Origin of the sequence: Streptococcus salivarius, from assembly GCF_002094975.1 — a bacterium.
In the GTDB taxonomy this organism is placed as follows: domain Bacteria; phylum Bacillota; class Bacilli; order Lactobacillales; family Streptococcaceae; genus Streptococcus; species Streptococcus salivarius_D.
This window is the reverse complement of sequence record NZ_CP015283.1, coordinates 1,910,749-1,933,571: the sequence shown is the minus strand read 5'-3', so window position 1 is coordinate 1,933,571 and position 22,823 is coordinate 1,910,749. Positions and strand designations below refer to the sequence as shown.

At 39.1% G+C, this 22,823-nt stretch carries 17 protein-coding genes and 1 other annotated feature; of the genes, 12 read left to right on the top strand and 5 right to left on the bottom strand.

Annotated features, from left to right (window positions below):
- Nucleotides 1-9: 9 nt before the first annotated feature.
- Together V471_RS09045 and ileS are read left to right on the top strand one after the other, a co-directional pair.
- Entirely contained in the window at nucleotides 10-885 is an 876-nt protein-coding gene (locus V471_RS09045; RefSeq protein WP_002884119.1) for a DivIVA domain-containing protein, read from the top strand.
- Nucleotides 872-1,084 (top strand) — a binding site (T-box leader). Its footprint overlaps the gene before it by 14 nt.
- A gap of 47 nt (nucleotides 1,085-1,131) precedes the next feature.
- Complete coding sequence (ileS, locus tag V471_RS09040) at nucleotides 1,132-3,930, top strand: isoleucine--tRNA ligase (RefSeq protein ID WP_045768880.1); 2,799 nt, start codon at nucleotides 1,132-1,134, stop codon at nucleotides 3,928-3,930.
- 91 nt (nucleotides 3,931-4,021) lie between these two features.
- Here the strand turns inward: ileS and nrdF are convergent, their stop codons facing one another.
- The 3 genes from nrdF to nrdH all read right to left on the bottom strand — a co-directional run bounded on the left by nrdF (nucleotide 4,022) and on the right by nrdH (nucleotide 7,613).
- On the bottom strand, nucleotides 4,022-4,981 hold the full coding sequence (gene nrdF / locus V471_RS09035; RefSeq protein WP_014633295.1) for a class 1b ribonucleoside-diphosphate reductase subunit beta: 960 nt from the start codon (nucleotides 4,979-4,981) through the stop codon (nucleotides 4,022-4,024).
- Nucleotides 4,982-5,138: 157 nt separating this feature from the next.
- Complete coding sequence (gene nrdE / locus V471_RS09030; RefSeq protein ID WP_013990782.1) at nucleotides 5,139-7,298, bottom strand: class 1b ribonucleoside-diphosphate reductase subunit alpha; 2,160 nt, start codon at nucleotides 7,296-7,298, stop codon at nucleotides 5,139-5,141.
- Between the two features lie 90 nt (nucleotides 7,299-7,388).
- Nucleotides 7,389-7,613, bottom strand: a complete 225-nt coding sequence (gene nrdH / locus V471_RS09025) for a glutaredoxin-like protein NrdH (protein WP_045768879.1) — start codon at nucleotides 7,611-7,613, stop codon at nucleotides 7,389-7,391.
- A 331-nt stretch (nucleotides 7,614-7,944) separates the two neighbouring features.
- Between nrdH and acnA the strand changes: the two genes are divergently transcribed.
- The 5 genes from acnA (at nucleotide 7,945) to ptsP (ending at nucleotide 15,186) form a co-directional block, all read left to right on the top strand.
- Nucleotides 7,945-10,608 (top strand): aconitate hydratase AcnA, encoded by a 2,664-nt coding sequence (gene acnA, locus V471_RS09020; protein WP_004182713.1) that lies wholly within the window; start codon nucleotides 7,945-7,947, stop codon nucleotides 10,606-10,608.
- Nucleotide 10,609: 1 nt separating this feature from the next.
- Nucleotides 10,610-11,734 carry a citrate synthase gene (locus V471_RS09015; RefSeq protein ID WP_002884029.1) on the top strand — a complete coding sequence of 375 codons (1,125 nt, stop codon included), beginning with the start codon at nucleotides 10,610-10,612 and terminating at the stop codon, nucleotides 11,732-11,734.
- A 13-nt stretch (nucleotides 11,735-11,747) separates the two neighbouring features.
- On the top strand, nucleotides 11,748-12,923 hold the full coding sequence (gene icd / locus V471_RS09010; protein WP_045768878.1) for an NADP-dependent isocitrate dehydrogenase: 1,176 nt from the start codon (nucleotides 11,748-11,750) through the stop codon (nucleotides 12,921-12,923).
- Nucleotides 12,924-13,184: 261 nt separating this feature from the next.
- Nucleotides 13,185-13,448, top strand: coding sequence for a phosphocarrier protein HPr (locus V471_RS09005; RefSeq protein WP_045772118.1), 264 nt, complete (start codon nucleotides 13,185-13,187; stop codon nucleotides 13,446-13,448).
- Between the two features lie 4 nt (nucleotides 13,449-13,452).
- Nucleotides 13,453-15,186 (top strand): phosphoenolpyruvate--protein phosphotransferase, encoded by a 1,734-nt coding sequence (gene ptsP / locus V471_RS09000; RefSeq protein ID WP_002884022.1) that lies wholly within the window; start codon nucleotides 13,453-13,455, stop codon nucleotides 15,184-15,186.
- Nucleotides 15,187-15,367: 181 nt separating this feature from the next.
- On the opposite strand, the gene V471_RS08995 is transcribed toward ptsP, so the two are convergent.
- Nucleotides 15,368-16,387 carry an IS30-like element IS1139 family transposase gene (locus V471_RS08995; RefSeq protein WP_171021848.1) on the bottom strand — a complete coding sequence of 340 codons (1,020 nt, stop codon included), beginning with the start codon at nucleotides 16,385-16,387 and terminating at the stop codon, nucleotides 15,368-15,370.
- A 192-nt stretch (nucleotides 16,388-16,579) separates the two neighbouring features.
- Between V471_RS08995 and V471_RS08990 the strand changes: the two genes are divergently transcribed.
- The 4 genes from V471_RS08990 (at nucleotide 16,580) to V471_RS08975 (ending at nucleotide 20,952) form a co-directional block, all read left to right on the top strand.
- On the top strand, nucleotides 16,580-18,013 hold the full coding sequence (locus V471_RS08990) for an NADP-dependent glyceraldehyde-3-phosphate dehydrogenase (RefSeq protein WP_045772117.1): 1,434 nt from the start codon (nucleotides 16,580-16,582) through the stop codon (nucleotides 18,011-18,013).
- Between the two features lie 114 nt (nucleotides 18,014-18,127).
- Nucleotides 18,128-18,955, top strand: a complete 828-nt coding sequence (locus V471_RS08985; RefSeq protein WP_002884105.1) for an alpha/beta hydrolase — start codon at nucleotides 18,128-18,130, stop codon at nucleotides 18,953-18,955.
- A 46-nt stretch (nucleotides 18,956-19,001) separates the two neighbouring features.
- On the top strand, nucleotides 19,002-19,742 hold the full coding sequence (locus V471_RS08980) for an esterase family protein (protein WP_002884014.1): 741 nt from the start codon (nucleotides 19,002-19,004) through the stop codon (nucleotides 19,740-19,742).
- 46 nt (nucleotides 19,743-19,788) lie between these two features.
- Nucleotides 19,789-20,952, top strand: coding sequence for an ATP-grasp domain-containing protein (locus V471_RS08975; protein ID WP_014633290.1), 1,164 nt, complete (start codon nucleotides 19,789-19,791; stop codon nucleotides 20,950-20,952).
- A gap of 52 nt (nucleotides 20,953-21,004) precedes the next feature.
- Here the strand turns inward: V471_RS08975 and V471_RS08970 are convergent, their stop codons facing one another.
- Nucleotides 21,005-22,087, bottom strand: a complete 1,083-nt coding sequence (locus V471_RS08970) for a DEAD/DEAH box helicase (RefSeq protein WP_045772116.1) — start codon at nucleotides 22,085-22,087, stop codon at nucleotides 21,005-21,007.
- Between the two features lie 91 nt (nucleotides 22,088-22,178).
- On the opposite strand from V471_RS08970, the gene udk reads away from it, so the two are divergent.
- Entirely contained in the window at nucleotides 22,179-22,814 is a 636-nt protein-coding gene (udk, locus tag V471_RS08965; RefSeq protein WP_002890688.1) for a uridine kinase, read from the top strand.
- Nucleotides 22,815-22,823: the final 9 nt, after the last annotated feature.

Genomic DNA, 22,823 nt, shown 5'->3' with positions numbered 1-22,823 from the left:
AGGCCTGTAATGGCTATTACAGCACTTGATATTAAAGATAAACAGTTTACAACTAAATTTCGTGGATATAATGAGCAAGAAGTTGATGAATTTCTTGATATTATTGTAGATGATTATGAAGATTTGGTTCGTGACAATCGTGAACTTGCTGCTCGTGTAAAAGAGCTTGAAGAAAAATTGGCTTATTTTGATGAAATGAAAGAATCATTGAGTCAATCAGTTATTTTGGCTCAAGAAACAGCTGAAAAAGTTAAAGCTTCAGCGGCTGATGAATCAGCTAACTTGATTAATAAGGCTAACTTCAATGCTACTCATTTGGTTGAAGAAGCTAAATCTAAAGCATCTGAAATTCTTCGTGATGCAACAGATGAAGCCAAACGTGTTGCCATCGAAACGGAAGAACTTAAACGTCAAAGTCGTGTCTTCCACCAACGCCTATTGGCTGCAGTTGAAGGTCAGCTTAGCTTGGCAAGTGCTCCAGAATGGGGTGAATTGTTGCAACCAACAGCTATTTATCTTCAAAATTCAGATGCTGCCTTTAAAGAAGTTGTTGAAAAAGTTTTGGATGAACATGTACCAGATTCAAATGACGCAGCTTCATTTGATGCAACTCGTCAATTCACTCCTGATGAAATGGCTGAACTTCAACGTCGCGTTGCTGAAAGTAATAAGCAAGTTGAAGATTTCTCTAGTCCAGAAGTTGATGAAACAAACGAAGTTGTTTCAACTCCAGTTGATTTTGGTATTCCAGATACTTTCGAGAGTGAAGTAGCAGATTTCCCAACTTCAGCACCAGTAGATGAAGATTTTGATTTACAACCTGAGTCAACAGGTGAAATTAATCTTAACGAAACACAAACGTTTAAATTGAATATTAGCGAATAAGAAAAATACAACTTACCAAGTATATTAACAGCGAGTGGGAGATGGTGTGAGTCCCACATTCCCTATTTGGATAGTTATCATTTTCAAGCATTCTAACTGAATTAAGTAAGTTAGAAGGATGGTCCTCCTTACGGACATATGAGGGAGCAAAAGTTTTTTGCTCTGAATTAAGGTGGTACCACGAGCTTTCGTCCTTTTTGATGAAGGCTCTTTTTATTTAGTAAATTAAATTAAAGAGGAGATATAATGAAACTCAAAGAAACCTTAAATCTAGGTAAGACAGCTTTTCCAATGCGAGCTGGACTTCCTAACAAAGAACCAATCTGGCAAAAAGAGTGGGAAGATGCTAAGATGTATCAACGTCGTCAAGAGTTGAACCAAGGTAAACCTCACTTCACTCTTCATGATGGTCCTCCGTATGCCAATGGTAATATTCACGTTGGACATGCGATGAATAAAATTTCTAAGGATATCATTGTTCGTTCAAAATCAATGTCTGGTTTCTATGCTCCTTACGTTCCTGGTTGGGATACGCATGGTCTTCCAATTGAGCAAGTGTTGGCAAAACAAGGTGTGAAACGTAAAGAACTTGATCGTGCTGAATACCTTAAGATGTGTCGTGATTATGCACTTTCACAAGTTGACAAACAACGTGAAGATTTCAAACGTCTTGGTGTTTCGGCTGATTGGGATAACCCATATGTTACTTTGACACCAGACTATGAGGCTGCACAAATCCGTGTCTTTGGTGAGATGGCTAAAAAAGGTTACATCTATCAAGGTGCAAAACCAGTTTATTGGTCATGGTCATCAGAGTCAGCACTTGCTGAAGCAGAAATCGAGTACCATGATTTAGTTTCAACCTCACTTTACTATGCCAATAAGGTAAAGGATGGTAAAGGAGTACTAGACACAGATACATATATCGTAGTTTGGACAACAACACCATTTACAGTAACAGCTTCACGTGGTTTGACTGTTGGTGCTGATATTGAATACGTTCTCGTAAAACCTGCCGGAGAAAACCGCAAATTTGTCGTTGCTTCTGAATTACTTAATAGTCTTTCTGAGAAATTTGGTTGGACTGATGTGGAAGTACTTCAGTCATACCGTGGTGAAGAATTGAATCAAATCGTCACTGAACACCCATGGGATACAGAAGTTGATGAGCTTGTTATCCTTGGTGACCACGTTACTACAGATTCAGGTACAGGTATCGTCCATACGGCTCCTGGTTTTGGTGAGGATGACTATAACGTAGGTATTGCTAATGGCCTTGAAGTTGCCGTAACTGTTAATGAGCGTGGTATCATGATGGAAAATGCTGGTCCTGATTTTGAAGGTCAGTTCTACGATAAAGTGGCTCCAATTGTTATGGAAAAACTCGGTGATTTGCTCCTTGCTAAAGAAGAAATCTCACACTCATACCCATTTGACTGGCGTACGAAGAAACCAATCATCTGGCGTGCCGTACCACAATGGTTTGCCTCTGTTTCTAAATTCCGTCAAGAGATTTTGGATGAGATTGAAAAAGTTAAATTCCATTCTGAGTGGGGTAAAGTTCGTCTTTACAACATGATTCGTGACCGTGGTGACTGGGTAATCTCTCGCCAACGTGCTTGGGGTGTGCCACTCCCAATCTTCTATGCTGAAGATAAAACACCAATCATGACTGAAGAAACAATCGAACATGTGGCTAAACTTTTCGAAGAGCACGGTTCAGTTATCTGGTGGGAACGTGATGCCAAAGATCTTCTTCCAGAAGGCTTTACACATCCAGGTTCACCAAACGGAGAGTTTACTAAAGAAACTGACATTATGGACGTATGGTTTGACTCAGGTTCATCATGGAATGGTGTTGTAGTTAACCGTCCTGAGTTAACTTATCCAGCTGACCTCTATCTTGAAGGTTCAGACCAATATCGTGGATGGTTTAACTCATCACTTATCACATCTGTTGCTAATAATGGTGTTGCACCATATAAACAACTCTTGTCTCAAGGTTTTGCGCTTGATGGTAAGGGTGAAAAGATGTCTAAATCCCTTGGTAATACTATTGCTCCTAGTGATGTTGAGAAACAATTTGGTGCTGAAATTCTTCGTCTTTGGGTAACAAGTGTTGATACAACTAATGACGTTCGTATCTCAATGGATATCCTTAGCCAAGTATCAGAATCTTATCGTAAGATTCGTAACACACTTCGTTTCTTGATTGCTAATACATCTGACTTCAATCCAACAACTGATGCAGTAGCCTTTGAAGACTTGCGTTCTGTAGATCAGTACATGACTATTCGATTTAACCAATTAGTTAAGACTATTCGTGATGCCTATGCAAACTTTGAATTCTTAACTATCTACAAAACCTTGGTTAACTTTATTAACGTTGAGTTGTCTGCTTTCTATCTTGATTTTGCCAAAGATGTGGTTTATATTGAGAGTGCAGAATCACTTGAACGTCGTCAAATGCAAACAGTCTTCTACGATATTCTTGTCAAGATTACAAAACTATTGACTCCAATTCTTCCTCACACTGCAGAAGAAATTTGGTCATATCTTGAATTTGAAACAGAAGACTATGTTCAATTGTCAGAGTTGCCAGAAGCAGAAGATTTCGCTGGTCAAGATGCACTTCTTGAAAATTGGAATGCCTTCATGGATTTCCGTGGCCAAGCTCAAAAAGCTTTGGAAGAAGCGCGTAACGAAAAAGTTATCGGTAAATCGCTTGAAGCTCATTTGACAATCTATCCTAATGCTGAAGTCAAAGAACTTCTTGAAGGTTTGAATACTAACCTTGCTCAACTTTTGATCGTTTCAGCATTGACTATTGCTGAAGGAGATGCTCCTGAGTCTGCTGTAAGCTTTGAAGGTGTAGCATTCACAGTAGAACGTGCTGAAGGAGATGTCTGTGATCGTTGCCGTCGTATCGATCCAACTACCAAAGAACGTAGCTACAATGCGACTATCTGTGATCATTGTGCTAGCATTGTTGAAGAAAACTTTGCAGAAGGTGTCGCAGAAGGTTTTGAAGTAAAAGCAAAATAAAATAAAAAGAGTTCAATTTGAACTCTTTTTCTATTTGTTTTTCGAATATAGTATTGAACACAATAAAAAAACTAGCTCAGCTAGTTTTTTCTTATAGTCCGTAGTTATAATCATCATCTTGCATGGCTTCAACAGTACCTAGAAGGTAACCATTACCAACTTGAGAGAAGAAGTCGTGGTTAGATGTTCCTGTAGAAATACCATTCATAACGATTGGGTTAACATCGTTCGCACTATCTGGGAAGAGTGGATCTTGTCCCAGGTTCATGAGAGCCTTGTTGGCGTTATAACGTAGGAAAGTCATGACTTCCTCAGTCCATCCAACACCATCATAAAGAGATTTAGTGTAGAGCTCTTCATTTTCATACAATTGGTAGAGGAGATCATACATCCATTCACGGAAACTTTCTTGCTCTTCTTCAGGTAATTCGTTGAACCCTAGTTGGAATTTATAGCCAATATAAGTTCCGTGAACAGATTCGTCACGGATAATGAGCTTAATGATTTCAGCGACATTAGCCAGCTTGTTATTACCAAGATAATAGAGTGGAGTGAAGAACCCTGAATAGAAAAGGAATGTTTCAAGATATGTTGAAGCAACCTTTTTCTGAAGAGGCGTTCCATTTTCATAGATATCGTTAATGATTTTCGCCTTGGTTTGGAGGTATTCGTTACTGTTAGTCCACTCGAAAATTTCTTCAATTTCAGATTTAGTATTCAAAGTTGAGAAGATTGAAGAGTAAGATTTCGCGTGAACAGATTCCATGAACTGAATGTTGTTCAATACAGCTTCTTCATGAGGTGTACGGACGTCTGCACGAATGGCTTCAACACCAGTTTGAGATTGCATGGTATCTAGCAAGGTTAAACCACCGAAAACTTTTCCAACCAAATCCTTTTCTTCAGCTGAAAGTTTACGCCAGTCATCAAGGTCATTTGAAAGTGGGATACGTGTATCTAGCCAAAATTGTTCCGTCAATTTTTCCCAAGTAGATTTATCAATCGCATCTTCGATTTCATTCCAGTTAATGGCTTTGTAGTAAGTTTCCATTAGAAACCTCTTTCTTTATTGATATCGTTACTATTTTATCATAATTCAAAATCATGATATAGTTTTTTGAGTTGATCTATTAAAAAAGTCGGCGAACCGACCTTTTAATGCATTTTGTAAATAAGGGTAGTGAGGTTGTTATCGTTAAATCACCATCTTAGATGACACAGCTTTCACATTGGTTAGAACCAACCTCTTCACCGTCATCTGTATAAGTACGGATGTAGTAGATTGATTTAATTCCCTTGTTAAAGGCGTAGTTACGAAGGATAGAAAGGTCACGAGTCGTTTGTTTATTTTCTGTTTTCCATTCGTAAATTTCTTTTGGTAACTCACTACGCAAGAACAGGGTTAATGACAAACCTTGATCAACGTGTTCAGTCGCAGCGGCATAAACGTCGATAACTTTACGCATGTCCATGTCGTAGGCTGAGGTATAGAAAGGAATTGTGTCTGTTGAAAGACCGTTGGCTGGATAATAGATTTTTCCGATTTTCTTTTCTTGACGTTCTTCAATACGTTGTGTGATTGGATGGATAGAAGCCGAACAGTCGTTAATGTAAGAGATTGAGCCATTTGGCGCAACAGCTAAACGGTTTTGATGGTAGAGTCCATCTTTCTTAACGAGTTCACGGAGTTCTTCCCAATCTTTGGCTTGTGGGATGAAGTGGCCATCGAAAAGTTCTTTGATACGGTCAGATTTAGGAACGTATTGGCCTGTAACGTATTTGTCAAAGTAAGAACCATCAGCATATTTTGATTTTTCAAAACCGACAAAGGTTTCTTGACGTTCACGGGCAATGTTGTTAGATTCAACTAAAGTCCAGTAGTTCATTAGCATGAAGTAGATATTAGTGAATTCAACAGATTCAGGGCTACCATACTCGATATGGTGTTTAGCGAGGTAAGAGTGAAGCCCCATAGCTCCCAAACCAAAGGTATGAGCTTGTTGGTTACCATTTTTGATAGATGGTACAGCATCAATACTTGAGCTATCTGTAACAAAGGTAAGCGCACGTGTCATTGCTCTAATCGAACGACCAAAGTCAGGTGAAGTCATCATGTTAAGGATATTAGTTGATCCAAGGTTACATGAAATGTCTGTACCGAGTTTAACAAACTCTTGTGCATCGTTAAGTTCACTTGGTGTTTGAACTTGAAGAATTTCAGAACAGAGGTTGGACATGATAATCTTACCATCGATTGGATTGTGTCGATTGGCTGTATCAACATTGACGATATATGGATAACCTGATTCTTGTTGGAGTTTAGAAATTTCAGTTTCTAGCTCACGGGCATTAATCTTGGTTTTTGTGATATTTGGATTGGCAACCAACTCATCGTACATAGCTGTAATATCAATGTAGTTATATGGTTTACCGTACTCTTTTTCGACTGAGTAAGGGCTGAAGAGGTACATATCTTCATTATTACGTGCCAACTCGTAGAATTTATCTGGAACTGTAACACCAAGTGACAGTGTCTTAACACGCACCTTCTCATCAGCATTCTCTTTCTTAGTAGAAAGGAAGGCAAGGATGTCTGGGTGGAAAACATCCAAATAAACAACACCAGCACCTTGACGTTGACCAAGTTGATTTGAGTAAGAGAAGCTATCTTCAAAAAGCTTCATAACAGGCACGACACCAGAGGCTGCCCCAGCATATCCTTTGATAGGAGCACCAGCTTCACGAAGGTTAGACAGGCTAATACCTACCCCACCACCAATACGTGATAACTGGAGGGCAGAGTTGATAGAACGTCCGATAGAATTCATGTCATCTGTTACTTGAATAAGGAAACATGACACGAGTTCACCACGACGACTACGTCCAGCATTTAAAAATGAAGGAGTAGCAGGTTGGTAACGTTGGTGAATCATTTCGTTGGCAAGGTCACTAGCTAGGTTTTCATCACCATCAGCAAAGTAAAGGGCGTTGAATAGAACACGATCTTCAATACTTTCGAGGTAAGACTCGCCATCGTTTGTTTTGAGGGCATATTGTTGGTAGAACTTGTAGGCTGCCATGAAAGATTGGAAGCGGAATTTTTGAGAATGAATTTCTGCAGACAATTTTTCGATGAAAGCAGGTTCGTATTTACCGATGAATTCAGACTCAATATAATCGTTCTCAATCAAATAATTAATTTTATCTGTGATGCTGTTGAATGCCATTGAATTTGGCTTAACGTTTTCAAGGAAGAAGGCACGAAGCGCTTCTTTGTCCTTATGCAAAGGAATTTGACCGTTAACAGGACGGTTAATTTCGTTATTGAGGCGGAAGTATGAGACATCGCCAAGATTTTTTAAAGACATAATACAGATACCAGGCTCAGTTTAATAGTATATTAAGGTTGAAACATTAAACTAAGCAAACAAGTTCCTTTCTATATAAAAACTTGATAATTAAAGGATTTCTTTAAGTTTAGCCGGTTGAAAACCTGAAAAGATGATATCGCCGGCTTCAATAACTGGAGCAGCAGTGAAACCGAGGCTTTTAACGTAATCGATTTTTTCTGGCTGTTCATCAATGTTGATTTCTTCGAAATCAGCACCTTCCTTTTCCAAGAATTTTTTAGTCATTTTGCACTGCATGCAGTTGTTTTTAGAAAACAATGTAATCTTTGCCATTGCAAATACTCCTTTATAAAAAGATTTTAAGTGGCCAAGAGCCACTTTTTCGACTCTAATAGAATACCCAAAATATTGGGAAAAATCAAGCTAAATATCTCAAGGAAATACAATATTTTGTGTTTAGTATTGAAACACAACCCTATATCTTGTGTTTTAAAGGCTTTTTTAAGTTTCCTAAATTAAATAGGATTTGTATATGGAAATGACGAAAAAAGAAATATCTAACTATGCATGTTATATAATATAACATCAAAATGCCAATTCTATTTGTTTTTTCAAAAAAAACAGTGTAGAATAAAGAAAATTTTTAACTAATGGAGGTTCAAGTATGCAAGAATACTGTTCAAATCTAACTGTAAATGGTAAGACATTCTCTTTCTATGATCTCGAAAAAGCAGCAAAATCTCATGATGTTAAGGTCGGAGAACTACCTTATACCATTCGAATACTACTTGAAAGTCTCCTCCGAAAAAAAGATGGCGTCGATGTTAAGGAATCTCACATTTCTGACCTGATGAAATTTCCGAATTTTCCGACAGTTTCCGAAGTGCCTTTTAAACCAAGTCGTGTTATCTTACAAGATTTTACAGGAGTTCCTGTTGTTGTTGATTTAGCTTCAATGCGTGATGCTATAGTGGCTAATGGTGGTAAAGCCGAATTTATTAACCCTGAGATTCCAGTGGATTTGGTTATTGACCACTCTGTCCAAGTGGATTCATACGGATGTGATACTGCTCTTGAAGATAACATTAATCTAGAGTTTAAACGTAATAACGAGCGCTATGAATTTCTAAAGTGGGCCGAACAGTCTTTTGAAAATTACCGTGCTGTTCCACCAGCTACAGGGATTATTCATCAGGTTAATATTGAATTTTTGAGTGATGTTATTATTGAAAATGATGGGCTCCTATATCCTGACTCTATGTTTGGTACTGATAGTCATACAACTATGATTAATGGTATTGGCGTTCTTGGTTGGGGTGTTGGCGGTATTGAAGCTGAAGCAGCTATGCTCGGTGAAGCATCTTATTTCCCAATTCCAGAGGTCATTGGTGTACATCTGACGGGAGAGTTGCCTAAAATTGCTACAGCAACAGATTTGGCTCTCAAGATTACTCAGGTACTTCGTTCTGAAAATGTGGTTGGTAAATTTGTTGAGTACTTTGGACCTGGCTTGAAGAGTTTGTCTCTAGCTGACCGTGCTACAGTCGCTAATATGGCACCAGAATATGGAGCGACCTGTGGTTATTTTCCTATTGATGACGAGACTCTTAACTACATGCGTTTAACTAACCGTGATGAGGAACACATCCAAGTCACTGAAGCCTATACAAAAGCCAATCATCTTTTCTATGATCCAAGTAAAGAAGCCAAGTATACTAAGATTGTTGAAATTGATTTGTCATCCATTAAACCTTCTATCTCAGGTCCTAAACGTCCACAGGATTTGATTCTCTTATCAGATGCTAAGCAAGAATTTCAAGATGCAGTGGTACGAGAAGCTGGTGTCCGTGGTTTTGGTTTGGATAAGGAAGAGCTAGCAAAAACTGCAAACGTTGACTTTGAGGATCATTCAGAAACAATTCAAACAGGTCATGTGGCCATTGCAGCTATCACATCATGTACCAATACTTCAAATCCTTACGTTCTTATGGCAGCCGGTCTTTTAGCTAAAAAAGCGGTTGAGAAAGGATTAAAAGTATCTCCAACAGTGAAGACATCTTTGGCACCAGGTTCTAAGGTTGTTACTGGTTATCTCAAAGCTTCAGGCTTGCAAACCTATCTAGATAAGCTTGGCTTTAACTTGGTAGGTTACGGTTGCACAACCTGTATTGGGAACTCAGGAGACTTACGTCCTGAGGTGGCTAAGGCTATTGTAGACACTGATTTATTAGCGAGTGCTGTTTTGTCAGGAAATCGTAATTTTGAAGGGCGTATTAATCCACTTGTTAAAGCGAATTTCTTGGCTAGCCCACCATTGGTTGTTGCTTATGCCTTAGCTGGTAACACGAATATTGATTTGACAACTGAACCTTTAGGTTTTGACGACAATGGTCAAGCTGTTTATTTAGAGGATGTTATGCCATCTCGTGAAGAAATTGAGACTTATGTTGATAAATACGTCACTCGTCAACTTTTCCAAGATGAATATGCTAATGTCTTTTCTGATAGCGAGAAGTGGAATGCCATTCCTACTGAACAAAGTCAAAATTATAAATGGAATCAAAACTCTACCTATATTCAAAACCCACCTTATTTTGATGCTTTAGGAGATGATTTGAGCATTGAACCATTGAAAGATTTGAAGGTTTTGGCTAAATTCGGAGATACGGTAACAACAGACCATATTTCTCCAGCAGGCAATATTGCCAGAAATAGTCCAGCAGCTCGTTATTTGACTGAGAATGGTGTTGATTATCAAGAATTCAATTCTTATGGTAGCCGTCGTGGAAATCACGAAGTCATGATGCGAGGAACCTTTGCTAATATTCGTATCAAGAATGAGTTAGCAGATGGAAAAATTGGTGGATATACTAAATATGATGGTGACATTCTACCTATATACGATGCTGCTATGAAATATAAAGAAGCTAATCAAGATACGCTTGTAATTGCCGGTAAGGATTATGGTATGGGCTCAAGTCGTGACTGGGCGGCTAAAGGTGCTAATCTTCTTGGTGTAAAAGTAGTGCTTGCTGAGAGTTTTGAGCGTATTCACCGTTCAAATCTCGTTATGATGGGGATTTTACCAGTCCAATTTATGGAAGGAGAAAATGCTGAAAGTCTTGGATTGACAGGACATGAGACCTTTAGCTTTGACCTTTCAGAAAATCCAGGTGTCCATGATGTTATCACCGTTACAGCTTCAACACCTGAACAAACCAAAACTTTTAAAGCTTTGGTACGCTTTGATGCAGATGCTGATATTCGCTACTATAAAAATGGTGGTATCTTGCCAATGGTTGTAAGAAAAAAATTGAAGGGAGCCTAATATGACAACAGTTGAAATTAATGGACTTAAGGACATGATTGCCTGTAATACTAGGATTTCATCTATTATTGATGATCATTTATCGTATTCGGGATATGATATTTCCGAGTTTATGGATAATAAAGCGTCTTTTGAGGAAGTGATTTATCTCTTGTGGAATGGTCATCTTCCTACGCAAATGGAACTCAAGTATTTTGAAGCTGAGTTGCGTAAGAACTATGATATTTCTGATGCTGTTGAGCAATGCATTCTTATCCAATCTCGTCCCCATTTGCACCCAATGAGTGTTTTACGTTCAACAGTCTCCCTTCTTGGGGTTTACAATGTGGACGCCGAGGAAAGATCCATGGAGGCAATTTATCAGCAAAGTATTGAATTGATGGCTAAATTGCCTACAATTATTACGACTTTTGCACGCTTACGTACTGGTAAAATGCCCCTCAAACCAAGAGAAGATTTAGGTTTTGCGGCTAATTTTCTCTACATGCTGAATGGTGTTGAACCTTCTGAAATTGAAATTGAAGCTATGAATAAGGCTTTAATTCTTCATGCTGATCATGAGTTGAATGCCTCAACTTTTGCAGCGCGTGTTTGTGCCTCGACTCTGACAGATATCTATTCTTGTGTCACAACAGCTATTGGTGCTCTAAAAGGTCCCTTGCATGGTGGAGCTAATGAACGCGTCTTTGATATGCTTAAAGAAATCCGTGAATCTGGTGATGTTAATGCTTACTTGCAGGAAAAACTTGACTCTAAAGAGAAAATCATGGGATTTGGACACCGTGTATACAAGAAACAGGACCCTCGTGAAATTTTCTTAAGAGATATGGCTAAAAAGTTGACAGAGGGTACTGAGAATGAAGAATTCTTTAACATGTCTCAAGAAATTGAAGAATTCATGAAAGAAAAGAAGGGATTGATTCCCAATGTGGACTTCTATTCAGCCACTGTATATCATACTCTAGGAATTGACAGCGATATCTTCACACTTATCTTTGCTATGAGTCGTGTTGCCGGCTGGATTGCTCATATTCAAGAGCAACAAAAAAATAACAAATTGATTCGTCCACGCTCACAATACATCGGACAAGAAAATATGACGTATATTCCTTTAGAAAAACGCTAGGGAGGAAAGCTATATGGCAGAAAAAATCGTAATGAAAAATGGACAGCTTCAAGTTTCTGATCGTCCAATTATCCCTTTTATTGAAGGCGATGGTGTTGGACATGATATCTGGAAGAATGCCCAAGCAATCTTTGATAAAGCAGTAGAAGTAGCCTATGAAGGAAAGCGTCATATTGAATGGCAAGAGCTTCTAGCCGGTAAGAAGGCTTATGACAAAACAGGTGAATGGTTGCCGAAAGAAACTTTGGAAGCTATTCGAGAAAGTTTAGTAGCTATTAAGGGACCGCTTGAGACGCCAGTAGGTGGTGGTATCCGTTCATTAAATGTAGCATTACGTCAAGAACTTGATCTCTACGCTTGTGTTAGACCTGTTCGTTACTTTGACGGAGTAGCAAGTCCACTTAAGGAACCAGAAAAAACAAATATTACTATCTTCCGTGAAAATACCGAAGATATTTATGCTGGGATTGAATGGGAAGCAGGAACGGCAGATGTCAAGCGCGTGATTGAGTTTCTCCAGACAGAAATGAATGTTAATAAAATTCGCTTCCCAGAGTCAAGTAGTATCGGAATTAAGCCAATTTCAATAGAAGGAAGTAAACGTCTCATTCGCTCTGCTATCGACTATGCTCTCAAGAACAATCTAAAGAAAGTGACATTGGTTCATAAAGGGAATATTCAAAAATTCACAGAAGGTGGCTTCCGTAAATGGGGTTATGAAGTAGCTCAGGAAGACTATAAAGAAGAATTGCTGGCTGGTCGTTTAGAGATTAATGATATAATCGCTGATAACTTTCTCCAACAGATTCTTTTAAATCCAGAAAAATTTGATGTTGTTGCCTTAACCAACTTGAATGGTGATTATGCCAGTGATGCCTTGGCTGCACAAGTTGGTGGTATCGGCATCTCCCCTGGAGCCAACATTAACTATCAAACAGGCCATGCTATTTTTGAAGCAACACATGGAACAGCTCCGGATATTGCAGATCAAGATAAGGCTAATCCTTGCTCAGTTTTATTATCTGGCTGCATGCTTCTAGATTATATTGGTTGGACTGAGGCAGCTCAACTGATTACAAGTGCTATTGAGAAGACATTTAAAGCTGATATCTTTACAGCTGACTTAGCATTTGGGAAACAAGCTTATTCAACGAGTGCCTTTAGCAATCAAATTCTTTCAATTATGTGATTGTTTTTGCTCGAAAATGAAAATTAACGATTGAAAACACCATGAAAGAAATTTTCTGAAAATGTTGTAAATAACTAGAGACTAGTATTTGCTTATGTTTTGAAAAATGAAAATGACCAGTAAAATGAGAGACAAGCTTTCGAAAAACTTGTAGAAAGTACGTTTTAACCTTGATAATCTCAATTAGCTATGTTATAATTCTAAATTGTAAGGGTTATCATTGATAACTCAAATATTCCAAATGAAGAAGGAGAATCCATTATGGCTTCTAAAGATTTCCACATTGTTGCAGAAACAGGTATCCACGCACGTCCAGCTACTTTGCTTGTTCAAACAGCTAGCAAATTTGCTTCAGATATCACTCTTGACTACAAAGGTAAAGCAGTTAACCTTAAATCTATCATGGGTGTTATGAGCCTTGGTGTTGGTCAAGGTGCTGACGTAACTATCTCTGCAGAAGGTGCTGATGCTGATGACGCAATCGTAGCAATCGCAGAAACAATGACAAAAGAAGGATTGGCATAAGAATATGACAGAAATGCTTAAAGGAATCGCAGCATCTGATGGTGTTGCAGTTGCTAAGGCATATCTGCTTGTTCAACCGGACTTGTCATTTGAAACTGTAACAGTTGAAGATACAAGTGCAGAAGAGGCTCGTCTAGATGCTGCTCTAGCGGCGTCACAAGACGAGCTTTCTGTTATCCGTGAAAAAGCAGTTGAAAGCCTTGGTGAAGAAGCGGCAGCCGTTTTTGATGCTCACTTGATGGTTCTTGCTGACCCAGAAATGACTGGTCAAATTAAAGAAACTATCCGTGCTAAACAAGTTAATGCTGAAGCTGCTTTGACAGAAGTAACAGACATGTTTATCGCTATTTTTGAAGGTATGGAAGACAACCCATACATGCAAGAACGTGCAGCGGATATTCGTGACGTTACAAAACGTGTGCTTGCTAACTTGCTTGGTAAAAAATTGCCTAACCCAGCAACAATCAACGAAGAATCAATCGTTGTTGCTCATGACTTGACACCATCTGATACAGCTCAGTTGAACAAAAAGTACGTAAAAGCTTTTGTTACTAATATCGGTGGACGTACAAGTCACTCTGCAATCATGGCTCGTACACTTGAAATCGCAGCCGTTCTTGGTACAAATAACATCACAGAACTTGTCAAAGATGGCGACATTTTGGCGGTTTCAGGTATTACTGGTGAAGTTGTTATCAACCCAACTGAAGAGCAAATTGCTGAGTTTAAAGCAGCTGGTGAAGCTTACGCTAAACAAAAAGCTGAATGGGCTCTCCTTAAAGATGCTCAAACAGTTACTGCTGATGGAAAACATTTCGAATTGGCTGCTAACATCGGTACACCTAAAGACGTTGAAGGTGTAAATGATAACGGTGCAGAAGCAGTTGGTCTTTATCGTACGGAATTCTTGTATATGGATTCTCAAGACTTCCCAACTGAAGATGACCAATATGAAGCATACAAAGCAGTTCTTGAAGGTATGAACGGTAAACCTGTTGTCGTTCGTACAATGGATATCGGTGGGGATAAAGAACTCCCTTACTTCGATCTTCCTAAAGAAATGAACCCATTCTTGGGTTACCGTGCTTTGCGTATTTCTATCTCTGAAACTGGTAACCAAATGTTCCGTACACAATTGCGTGCCTTGCTTCGTGCATCTGTTCACGGTAAATTGCGTATCATGTTCCCAATGGTTGCTTTGTTGACTGAGTTCCGTACTGCTAAAGGTATTCTTGAAGAAGAAAAAGCTAAATTGGTTGCTGAAGGTGTTGCCGTTGCAGACGATATCGAAGTAGGTATCATGATTGAAATCCCTGCTGCAGCTATGCTTGCTGACCAATTTGCTAAAGAAGTTGATTTCTTCTCAATTGGTACAAACGACCTTATCCAATACACTATGGCTGCTGACCGTATGAACGAACAAGTTTCATACCTTTACCAACCATATAACCCATCAATCCTTCGTTTGATTAACAATGTTATCAAAGCGGCTCACGCTGAAGGTAAATGGGCTGGTATGTGTGGTGAAATGGCCGGTGACCAAACTGCTGTTCCACTTCTTGTCGGAATGGGCTTGGATGAGTTCTCAATGTCAGCGACATCTGTTCTTCGTACACGTAGCTTGATGAAGAAACTTGACACAGCTAAAATGGAAGAATATGCTAACCGTGCGCTTACTGAATGTTCAACAATGGAAGAAGTTCTTGAACTTTCAAAAGAATACGTTAACGTAGACTAATCATAAAAAGTGGAGGCCTAGGCTTTCACTTTTTTTATAACTAAACAGAGACAAAATAATTGACTCATTCATTGGTTAGGAGTAGAATACGGCTAACCTAGGTTAATAATTAAAACTATTTTTTGCCCTAATTGTCAAGTCAAGTGCAACAAAGATGTTCCTCTGATTAAGTGAGTATCTTTCAAGCTGTTTGAGTTAGCTCAAACAGCTTTTTTGCGGACTGATAGCCATGAATTCGTCTAGGTCTTTCATTGATAGCCTTTGTATAGTCCTCTAAAAGATTCTGATTTAGTTCTTTTAACGAACACCCCTTCGGAATGAACTCTCTTAGTAGTCCATTGAAATTCTCATTTGTACCTCGTTCATAAGATGAATAGGCATGTGCAAAATAAACATCTAATCCCTCTATCTTACTCAATGATGAAAATTCGTTTCCATTATCTGCAGTTATGGACTTAATGGGATAAAGTTTCATACACTCTAAGACTGCTTGATTGACATACTCTGCTTTCTTTTCCACGAGTTTCTTTGTGACAGCATAGCGTGTTTGTCGTTCTACCAAGGTTAGAATAGAAGGTTCTCCTATTGTCTTTCCACCCAGAACAGAATCGATTTCCCAATCTCCAAAACGGGAACGATTATTGATTTCTTCTGGCCTTTCTTCAATTGACTTTCCTAGATGTTTCTTGGTAGAGGGGCGCTTGGTAAATTTCTTACGGATCCGCACTGCTCTTGGCAAATCAATGACCTTAATCTCTAACAATCCTTGATGGATATAGTTATAGAGCGTCTTGGTTGAAGGAACAACTGCATCTACATGTTGGAGTCTATAGGTATGAACAAAGGTATCCACGCTATGCACCCTTGGTTTCTCTCTCATTGCTTCTGTAAATGCTCTCAGAAAGTCATCCGATACGGAATCCAGTTTCAAATAATAGCTGGCTTCTCTAGCATGACGATAACGGTTATGAGCAGCATCTGCATAATAGTGTTGGTAATAGACCTTTTGCCCATTTACTTTTTTCACTTGTGTTATGGAACCACGATTAATTTCACGAGTAATAGTAGAGCGATTTCTCCCTAGTCTACGAGCAATCTCAGCAGGTTTGAGTCCTACGCTTAAATAAGCTTCAATTTCCCCTCGCTCAGCTTCAGATAAGTGCTTGTATGATTGATTTGTGGTAGAATAATTAGTGGACATGTTCATCTTCCTTTATACTGTTTTTCGCAACTCTAGTATATCAGATGAACATGTCTTTTGTGTTGCACTTCATTTTACAATAGGGCAAACTATTTTTTGTCAAAATTTTCTGAATAATTCTCGTTTAAATCTTGGATTATTTCTAAAAAAATGATAAAATAGGTCTTATAATAGATAAAAGGAGTTACTATCTTGGCTAAACAATACAAAAACTATGTCAATGGTGAGTGGAAAACATCTGAAAACGAAATTACTATCTACGCACCTGCAAACGGTGAGGAACTTGGATCAGTTCCAGCGATGAGCCAAGCTGAAGTAGACGAAGTCTACGCAGCAGCTAAAGCAGCACTTCCAGCATGGCGTGCACTTTCATATGCTGAACGTGCAGCTTACCTTCATAAAGCAGCAGATATCTTGGAACGTGATGCAGAAAAAATCGGTCAAGTTCTTTCTAAAGAAATCTCTAAAGGTTTGAAATCTGCAATCGGTGAAGTTGTTCGTACTGCTGAAATCATCCACTATGCAGCTGAAGAAGGTTTGCGTTTGGAAGGTGAAGTACTTGAAGGTGGTTCATTTGACGCAGGTAGCAAGAAAAAAATCGCTGTTGTTCGTCGCGAACCAGTAGGTCTTGTCCTTGCTATCTCTCCATTTAACTACCCAGTAAACTTGGCTGGTTCTAAAATTGCTCCTGCCTTGATTGCTGGTGACGTTGTTGCCTTCAAACCACCAACACAAGGTTCTATCTCAGGTCTTCTTTTGGTTGAAGCATTTGTTGAAGCTGGTATCCCTGCAGGTGTCTTGAACTCTATCACTGGTCGTGGTTCTGTTATCGGTGACTATATCGTTGAACACAAAGCAGTTGATTTCATCAACTTCACAGGTTCAACACCAGTTGGTGAAAATATCGGTCGTTTGGCAGCTATGCGTCCAATCATGCTTGAACTTGGTGGTAAAGATGCCGCTATCGTTCTTGAAGATGCTGATCTTGACTTGACTGCTAAAAACATTGTTGCTGGTGCCTTTGACTATTCAGGTCAACGTTGTACAGCTATCAAACGTGTTCTTGTAATGGATAGTGTTGCAGATGAATTGGTAGAAAAAGTAACTGCTTTGGTAGGTAATATCACTGTTGGTATGCCTGAAGAAAGTGCAAGCGTTACACCACTTATCGATACAAAAGCAGCTGACTTCGTTCAAGGTTTGATTGATGATGCCGTTGAACAAGGTGCTACTGCTAAAACTGAATTGAAACGTGAAGGTAACCTTATCTACCCAGCTGTCTTTGATCATGTAACAACTGACATGCGTCTTGCTTGGGAAGAACCATTTGGTCCAGTATTGCCATTCATCCGTGTATCTTCAGTTGAAGAAGCAATCAAGATTTCTAACGAATCTGAATTTGGTCTTCAAGGTGCAGTCTTCACTCAAGACTACCCACGTGCATTTGCAATTGCTGAACAACTTGAAGTTGGTACAGTTCACATCAACAACAAAACACAACGTGGTACAGATAACTTCCCATTCCTTGGTGTTAAAGGATCTGGTGCCGGAACTCAAGGTGTGAAATACTCTATCGAAGCTATGACTCGTGTGAAATCAACAGTATTTGATATCGCAAACTACTAAGAGTTTAGCTATTCAATCATTAAAAAGTGTAAAGAGTCCCCATTATAGGGACTCTTTTTCTTTTAAAATATGGTATAATAGAACTAAATTTCGAATATAGAGAGTTTTCTGACAATGAATAAATCTTATTTTTACTTGGTTATGAAGACCCATGAATTAGAGGTGCCATACACTGGTAAACTTCGTCGTGTGCGTGTTCTTCTACCTAAGAACTATGAAACGGATACAGATCGTTCTTACCCTGTCGTGTATTTCCATGATGGTCAGAATGTTCTTTATAGTAAGGAGTCATTTTCGGGCTATTCTTGGAAGATTATCCCAACAATCAAGCGTAATCCTGATATTTCGCGCATGATTGTTGTAGCCATCGATAATGATGGTCCTGGCCGTATGAATGAGTATTCTGCGTGGAAGTACCAAGAATCTAATATCCCTGGTGTTCAGTTCGGAGGCAAGGGAGTAGAGTATGCGGAGTTTGTCATGGATGTGGTTAAACCCTTTATTGACAAGGAGTACCGTACCCTCTCAGACCGTCAGCATACAGCTATGATTGGTTCATCCCTTGGTGGTAATATCACTCAGTTTATGGGGCTTGATTATAAGGAGCAGATAGGTTGTCTTGGGGTATTTTCTTCAGCTAACTGGTTGCATCAAGATGCCTTTGATCGTTACATGTCGCGTCAAAAGCTCGATGCAGATCAACGTGTCTACATTTATGTAGGGACTGAGGAAGCTGATGATACTGACAAGACCTTGATGGCTGGTAACATTAAGCAGGCTTATATTGACTCTTCATTGAGCTATTACCATGATTTGATTGCTCGTGGGGTTGATTTGGAAAATATCAAGATTCACATTCAGTCTGGTGCTGAACACAATGAAGAAGCTTGGGCTGAGAATTTACCAGACTGTCTTCGTTTTTTCGCTGAAAAGTGGGACTAGTCTATATTAACGCAAATTATTTTAATTTAGGAAAAGGTATATAAATATGAATATCGAACATCTTAGCCACTGGAGTGGTCAACTTAATCGTGAAATGTATGTTAACCGTTATGGGCACGCTGGTATCCCTGTTGTGGTTTTTGCTTCATCAGGTGGTAGCCATAACGAATACTATGACTTCGGTATGATTGATGCTTGTGCACGTTTTATCGAAGAAGGGCGCGTACAATTCTTTACGCTGTCAAGTGTGGACAGTGAAAGCTGGCTTTGTGATTGGAAAAATCCACACGATCGTGCTGAAATGCATCGTGCTTATGAACGTTATGTTATTGAAGAAGCTATTCCATTTATCAAACACAAAACTGGTTGGTTTGATCCAATGATGACAACAGGATGTTCAATGGGTGCTTACCATGCGCTTAATTTCTTCTTGCAACATCCTGATGTTTTCAATAAAGTAGTAGCTCTTAGTGGTGTCTACGATGCTCGTTTCTTTGTGGGTGAGTTTGGAGGGGATGAAGCTATTTACCAAAATTCCCCATCAGATTATATCTGGAACCAAAATGATGGTTGGTTTATCGACCGCTACCGTCAAGCTGAAATCATCGTATGTACAGGTCTTGGTGCTTGGGAACAAGATGGTCTTCCTTCTTACTATAAACTTAAGGAAGCCTTTGAACAAAAGAATATTCCAGCCTGGTTCTCTGAGTGGGGCCATGATGTCGCTCACGATTGGGAATGGTGGCGTAAACAAATGCCTTATTTCCTTGACAATATGAACCTATAATTTCTTTGTCTATCCTATCTAAATAACTATAAAAGAGGAATCACTAATGAATTATCTTGTTATTTCACCATACTATCCACAAAACTTCCAACAGTTTACAGTTGAACTTGCTAATAAGGGAATCACTGTTCTTGGTATTGGTCAAGAGCCTTATGAACAGTTAGATCAACCTTTGAAAGATGCTTTGACAGAGTACTTCCGTGTAGATAATCTGGAAAACTTGGATGAAGTTAAGCGTGCCGTAGCCTTTCTTTTCTACAAACATGGTCCAATCGATCGTATCGAATCTCATAATGAATACTGGTTGGAATTGGATGCTGCTCTTCGTGAACAGTTCAATGTTTTTGGTGCTAAGCCAGAAGACCTTAAGAAGACTAAATTCAAGTCTGAAATGAAGAAACTCTTCCAAAAAGCTGGTGTTCCAGTTGTGCCAGGTGCTGTCATTAAAACTGACGAAGATGTGGATAAAGCTGTGAAAGAAATCGGTCTTCCAATGATTGCTAAGCCAGATAATGGGGTTGGTGCAGCTGCAACCTTCAAACTTGAAACAGAAGATGATATCAATCATTTCAAGGCTGAGTGGGACCATGAAACAGTTTATTTCTTTGAAAAATTTGTAACTTCAAGTGAAATCTGTACTTTCGATGGTTTGATTGACCATGATGGTAATATTGTTTTCTCAACAACTTTCGATTATGCCCACACTCCACTTGACTTGATGATTTACAAGATGGATAATTCTTACTACGTTCTTAAGGATATGGATCCTAAGTTACGTAAGTATGGTGAGGCAATTGTCAAAGAATTTGGTATGAAGGAACGTTTCTTCCATATTGAGTTCTTCCGTGATGGTGACGATTATATTGCTATTGAATATAATAACCGTCCAGCAGGTGGTTTCACAATCGACGTCTATAACTATGCTCATTCGTTTGATTTGTACAAGGGCTATGCGGATATCGTTGCTGGCGAACCATTCCCAGCTTCTCAGTTTGAGCCACTTTACTGTTTGGCTACTTCACGTCGTGTAAGCTCACACTATGCTTACTCAGAAGAAGAACTTTTTGATAAGTATCGTGAACAACTTAAAGTTAAGAAAATCATGCCTGCAGCCTTTGCAGAGTTGCAAGGTGACTTCCTTTATATGTTGACAACTCCAAGTCGTGAGGAAATGGAACAAATGATTGAGGACTTTGGTAAAAAAGCCTAATCTGTATATGTTAAAAGCACTTCAGTTTACTCTGAAGTGCTTTTGTAATGGCTTATTTTTCGTGAAGCTCTTGGTTTTTAATAACCAGTTCTGATACTTTAGCGAATTTTTTAAGTTTTTTGAGGTCTTCTGGATGAGTTACCAAGCTAATGACGCTACCTTCATTTCCCATACGGCCGGTACGACCTGCACGGTGAGTGTAGGCTTCACGGTCTCGAGGAATATCGAAGTTGATGACCACTTCCAGATTTTCAATATCGATGCCTCGTGCCAAGAGGTCAGTACCTAGTAAGAGTGAAATCTCATGGTTCTTGAATTTTTCCAAGATAACCTTACGGAATTTGACGTTGATGTCACTAGCCAATGATACTGCTGAAGCTCCGTTAAATTGGAGGCGCTCTTCAGTAGCCCCAAGGTCAGAAAGACTGTTGAAAAAGACAAGGCCACGGAAATCAGGAATATTGGAGAACTTACGAAGAAGTTCGACACGGTTACGTTTATCAACACTGATATAATAATGTTTAATAGTATCTAATTCCTGATCAGATAAGTCATAAACGATAGTATTTTCGACAAGAACTTGATCGTCAATTTTGTTGGTTGCCGAAATATAGATCATTTGATGATCACGAGGAACATGGTGGCTGATTTTTGTCACAAAGTGGTATTGGCTATCACTGAGAAGCTCATCAAATTCATCGAGGACGATGGTGTTGACATTCATCATCTTGATTTTTTTGAGTTTAATCAGCTCAAAAACACGGCCAGGGGTTCCGATGAGAATTTCTGGTCCTTTCTTCAGGCGTTCAATTTGTCGTTTTTGACTAGAGCCAGAAAGGAAGAGTTGGGCAGTGAGTCCTAGTGGCTCAGCCCATTGTTTGGTTACATCAAAAATCTGTCCAGCAAGTTCAGAATTAGGTGCTAGGATAAGCAGTTGTTGAGCTTTTTTTGGCTTGAGTGAAAGAAGAAGTGGAAGAAGGTAGGCAAGGGTTTTACCTGTTCCTGTAGGACTGATACCTAGGACATTGTCTCCTTCAGTGATTGGTGCAAAGAGTTCTTTTTGAATGGCAGTCTCTGTAGTGATTCCTTTTTCTTTAAGGAGGTCTTGCCATTGTTCAGGAAAGTTTTTAAACATAAAAGTCTCATTTTCTATATGGATTTGCTTTTATTATATCATGATTTAGTGTAGAATAGATAAGAAAGACTATATTAGATAGGAATTTACCATGCCTAAAAAACCGATTATTATTGGGGTTACGGGTGGCTCTGGTGGCGGTAAGACCAGTGTTTCTCGTGCCATTCTATCAAATTTTCCAGATGAGAAAATTGCCATGATTGAGCATGATTCTTATTATAAGGATCAGTCACATTTGACTTTTGAAGAGCGTGTGTCAACGAACTACGACCATCCTTTTGCCTTTGATACAGATCTTATGATTGAACATATCAATGAGCTGATTGCTGGGCGTCCTGTAGATATTCCGATTTATGACTACACCCAACACACTCGCAGTGAAAAGACTTATCGTCAGGAACCACAGGATGTCTTCATTGTTGAAGGGATTTTGGTACTTGAGGATAAACGTTTGCGTGATTTGATGGATATCAAGCTTTTTGTAGATACTGATGATGACATTCGTATTATCCGTCGTATCAAGCGTGATATGGAAGAGCGTGGCCGTAGCTTGGATAGTATCATTGAGCAATATATCAGTGTGGTTAAACCTATGTACCACCAGTTTATCGAACCTACGAAACGCTACGCAGATGTGGTGATTCCTGAAGGTGTCACAAATACTGTTGCTATCGACTTGATTAATACTAAGGTAGCAAGCATTTTGAAAGAAAGTCAGAAAGCCTAAGCAGGAGCT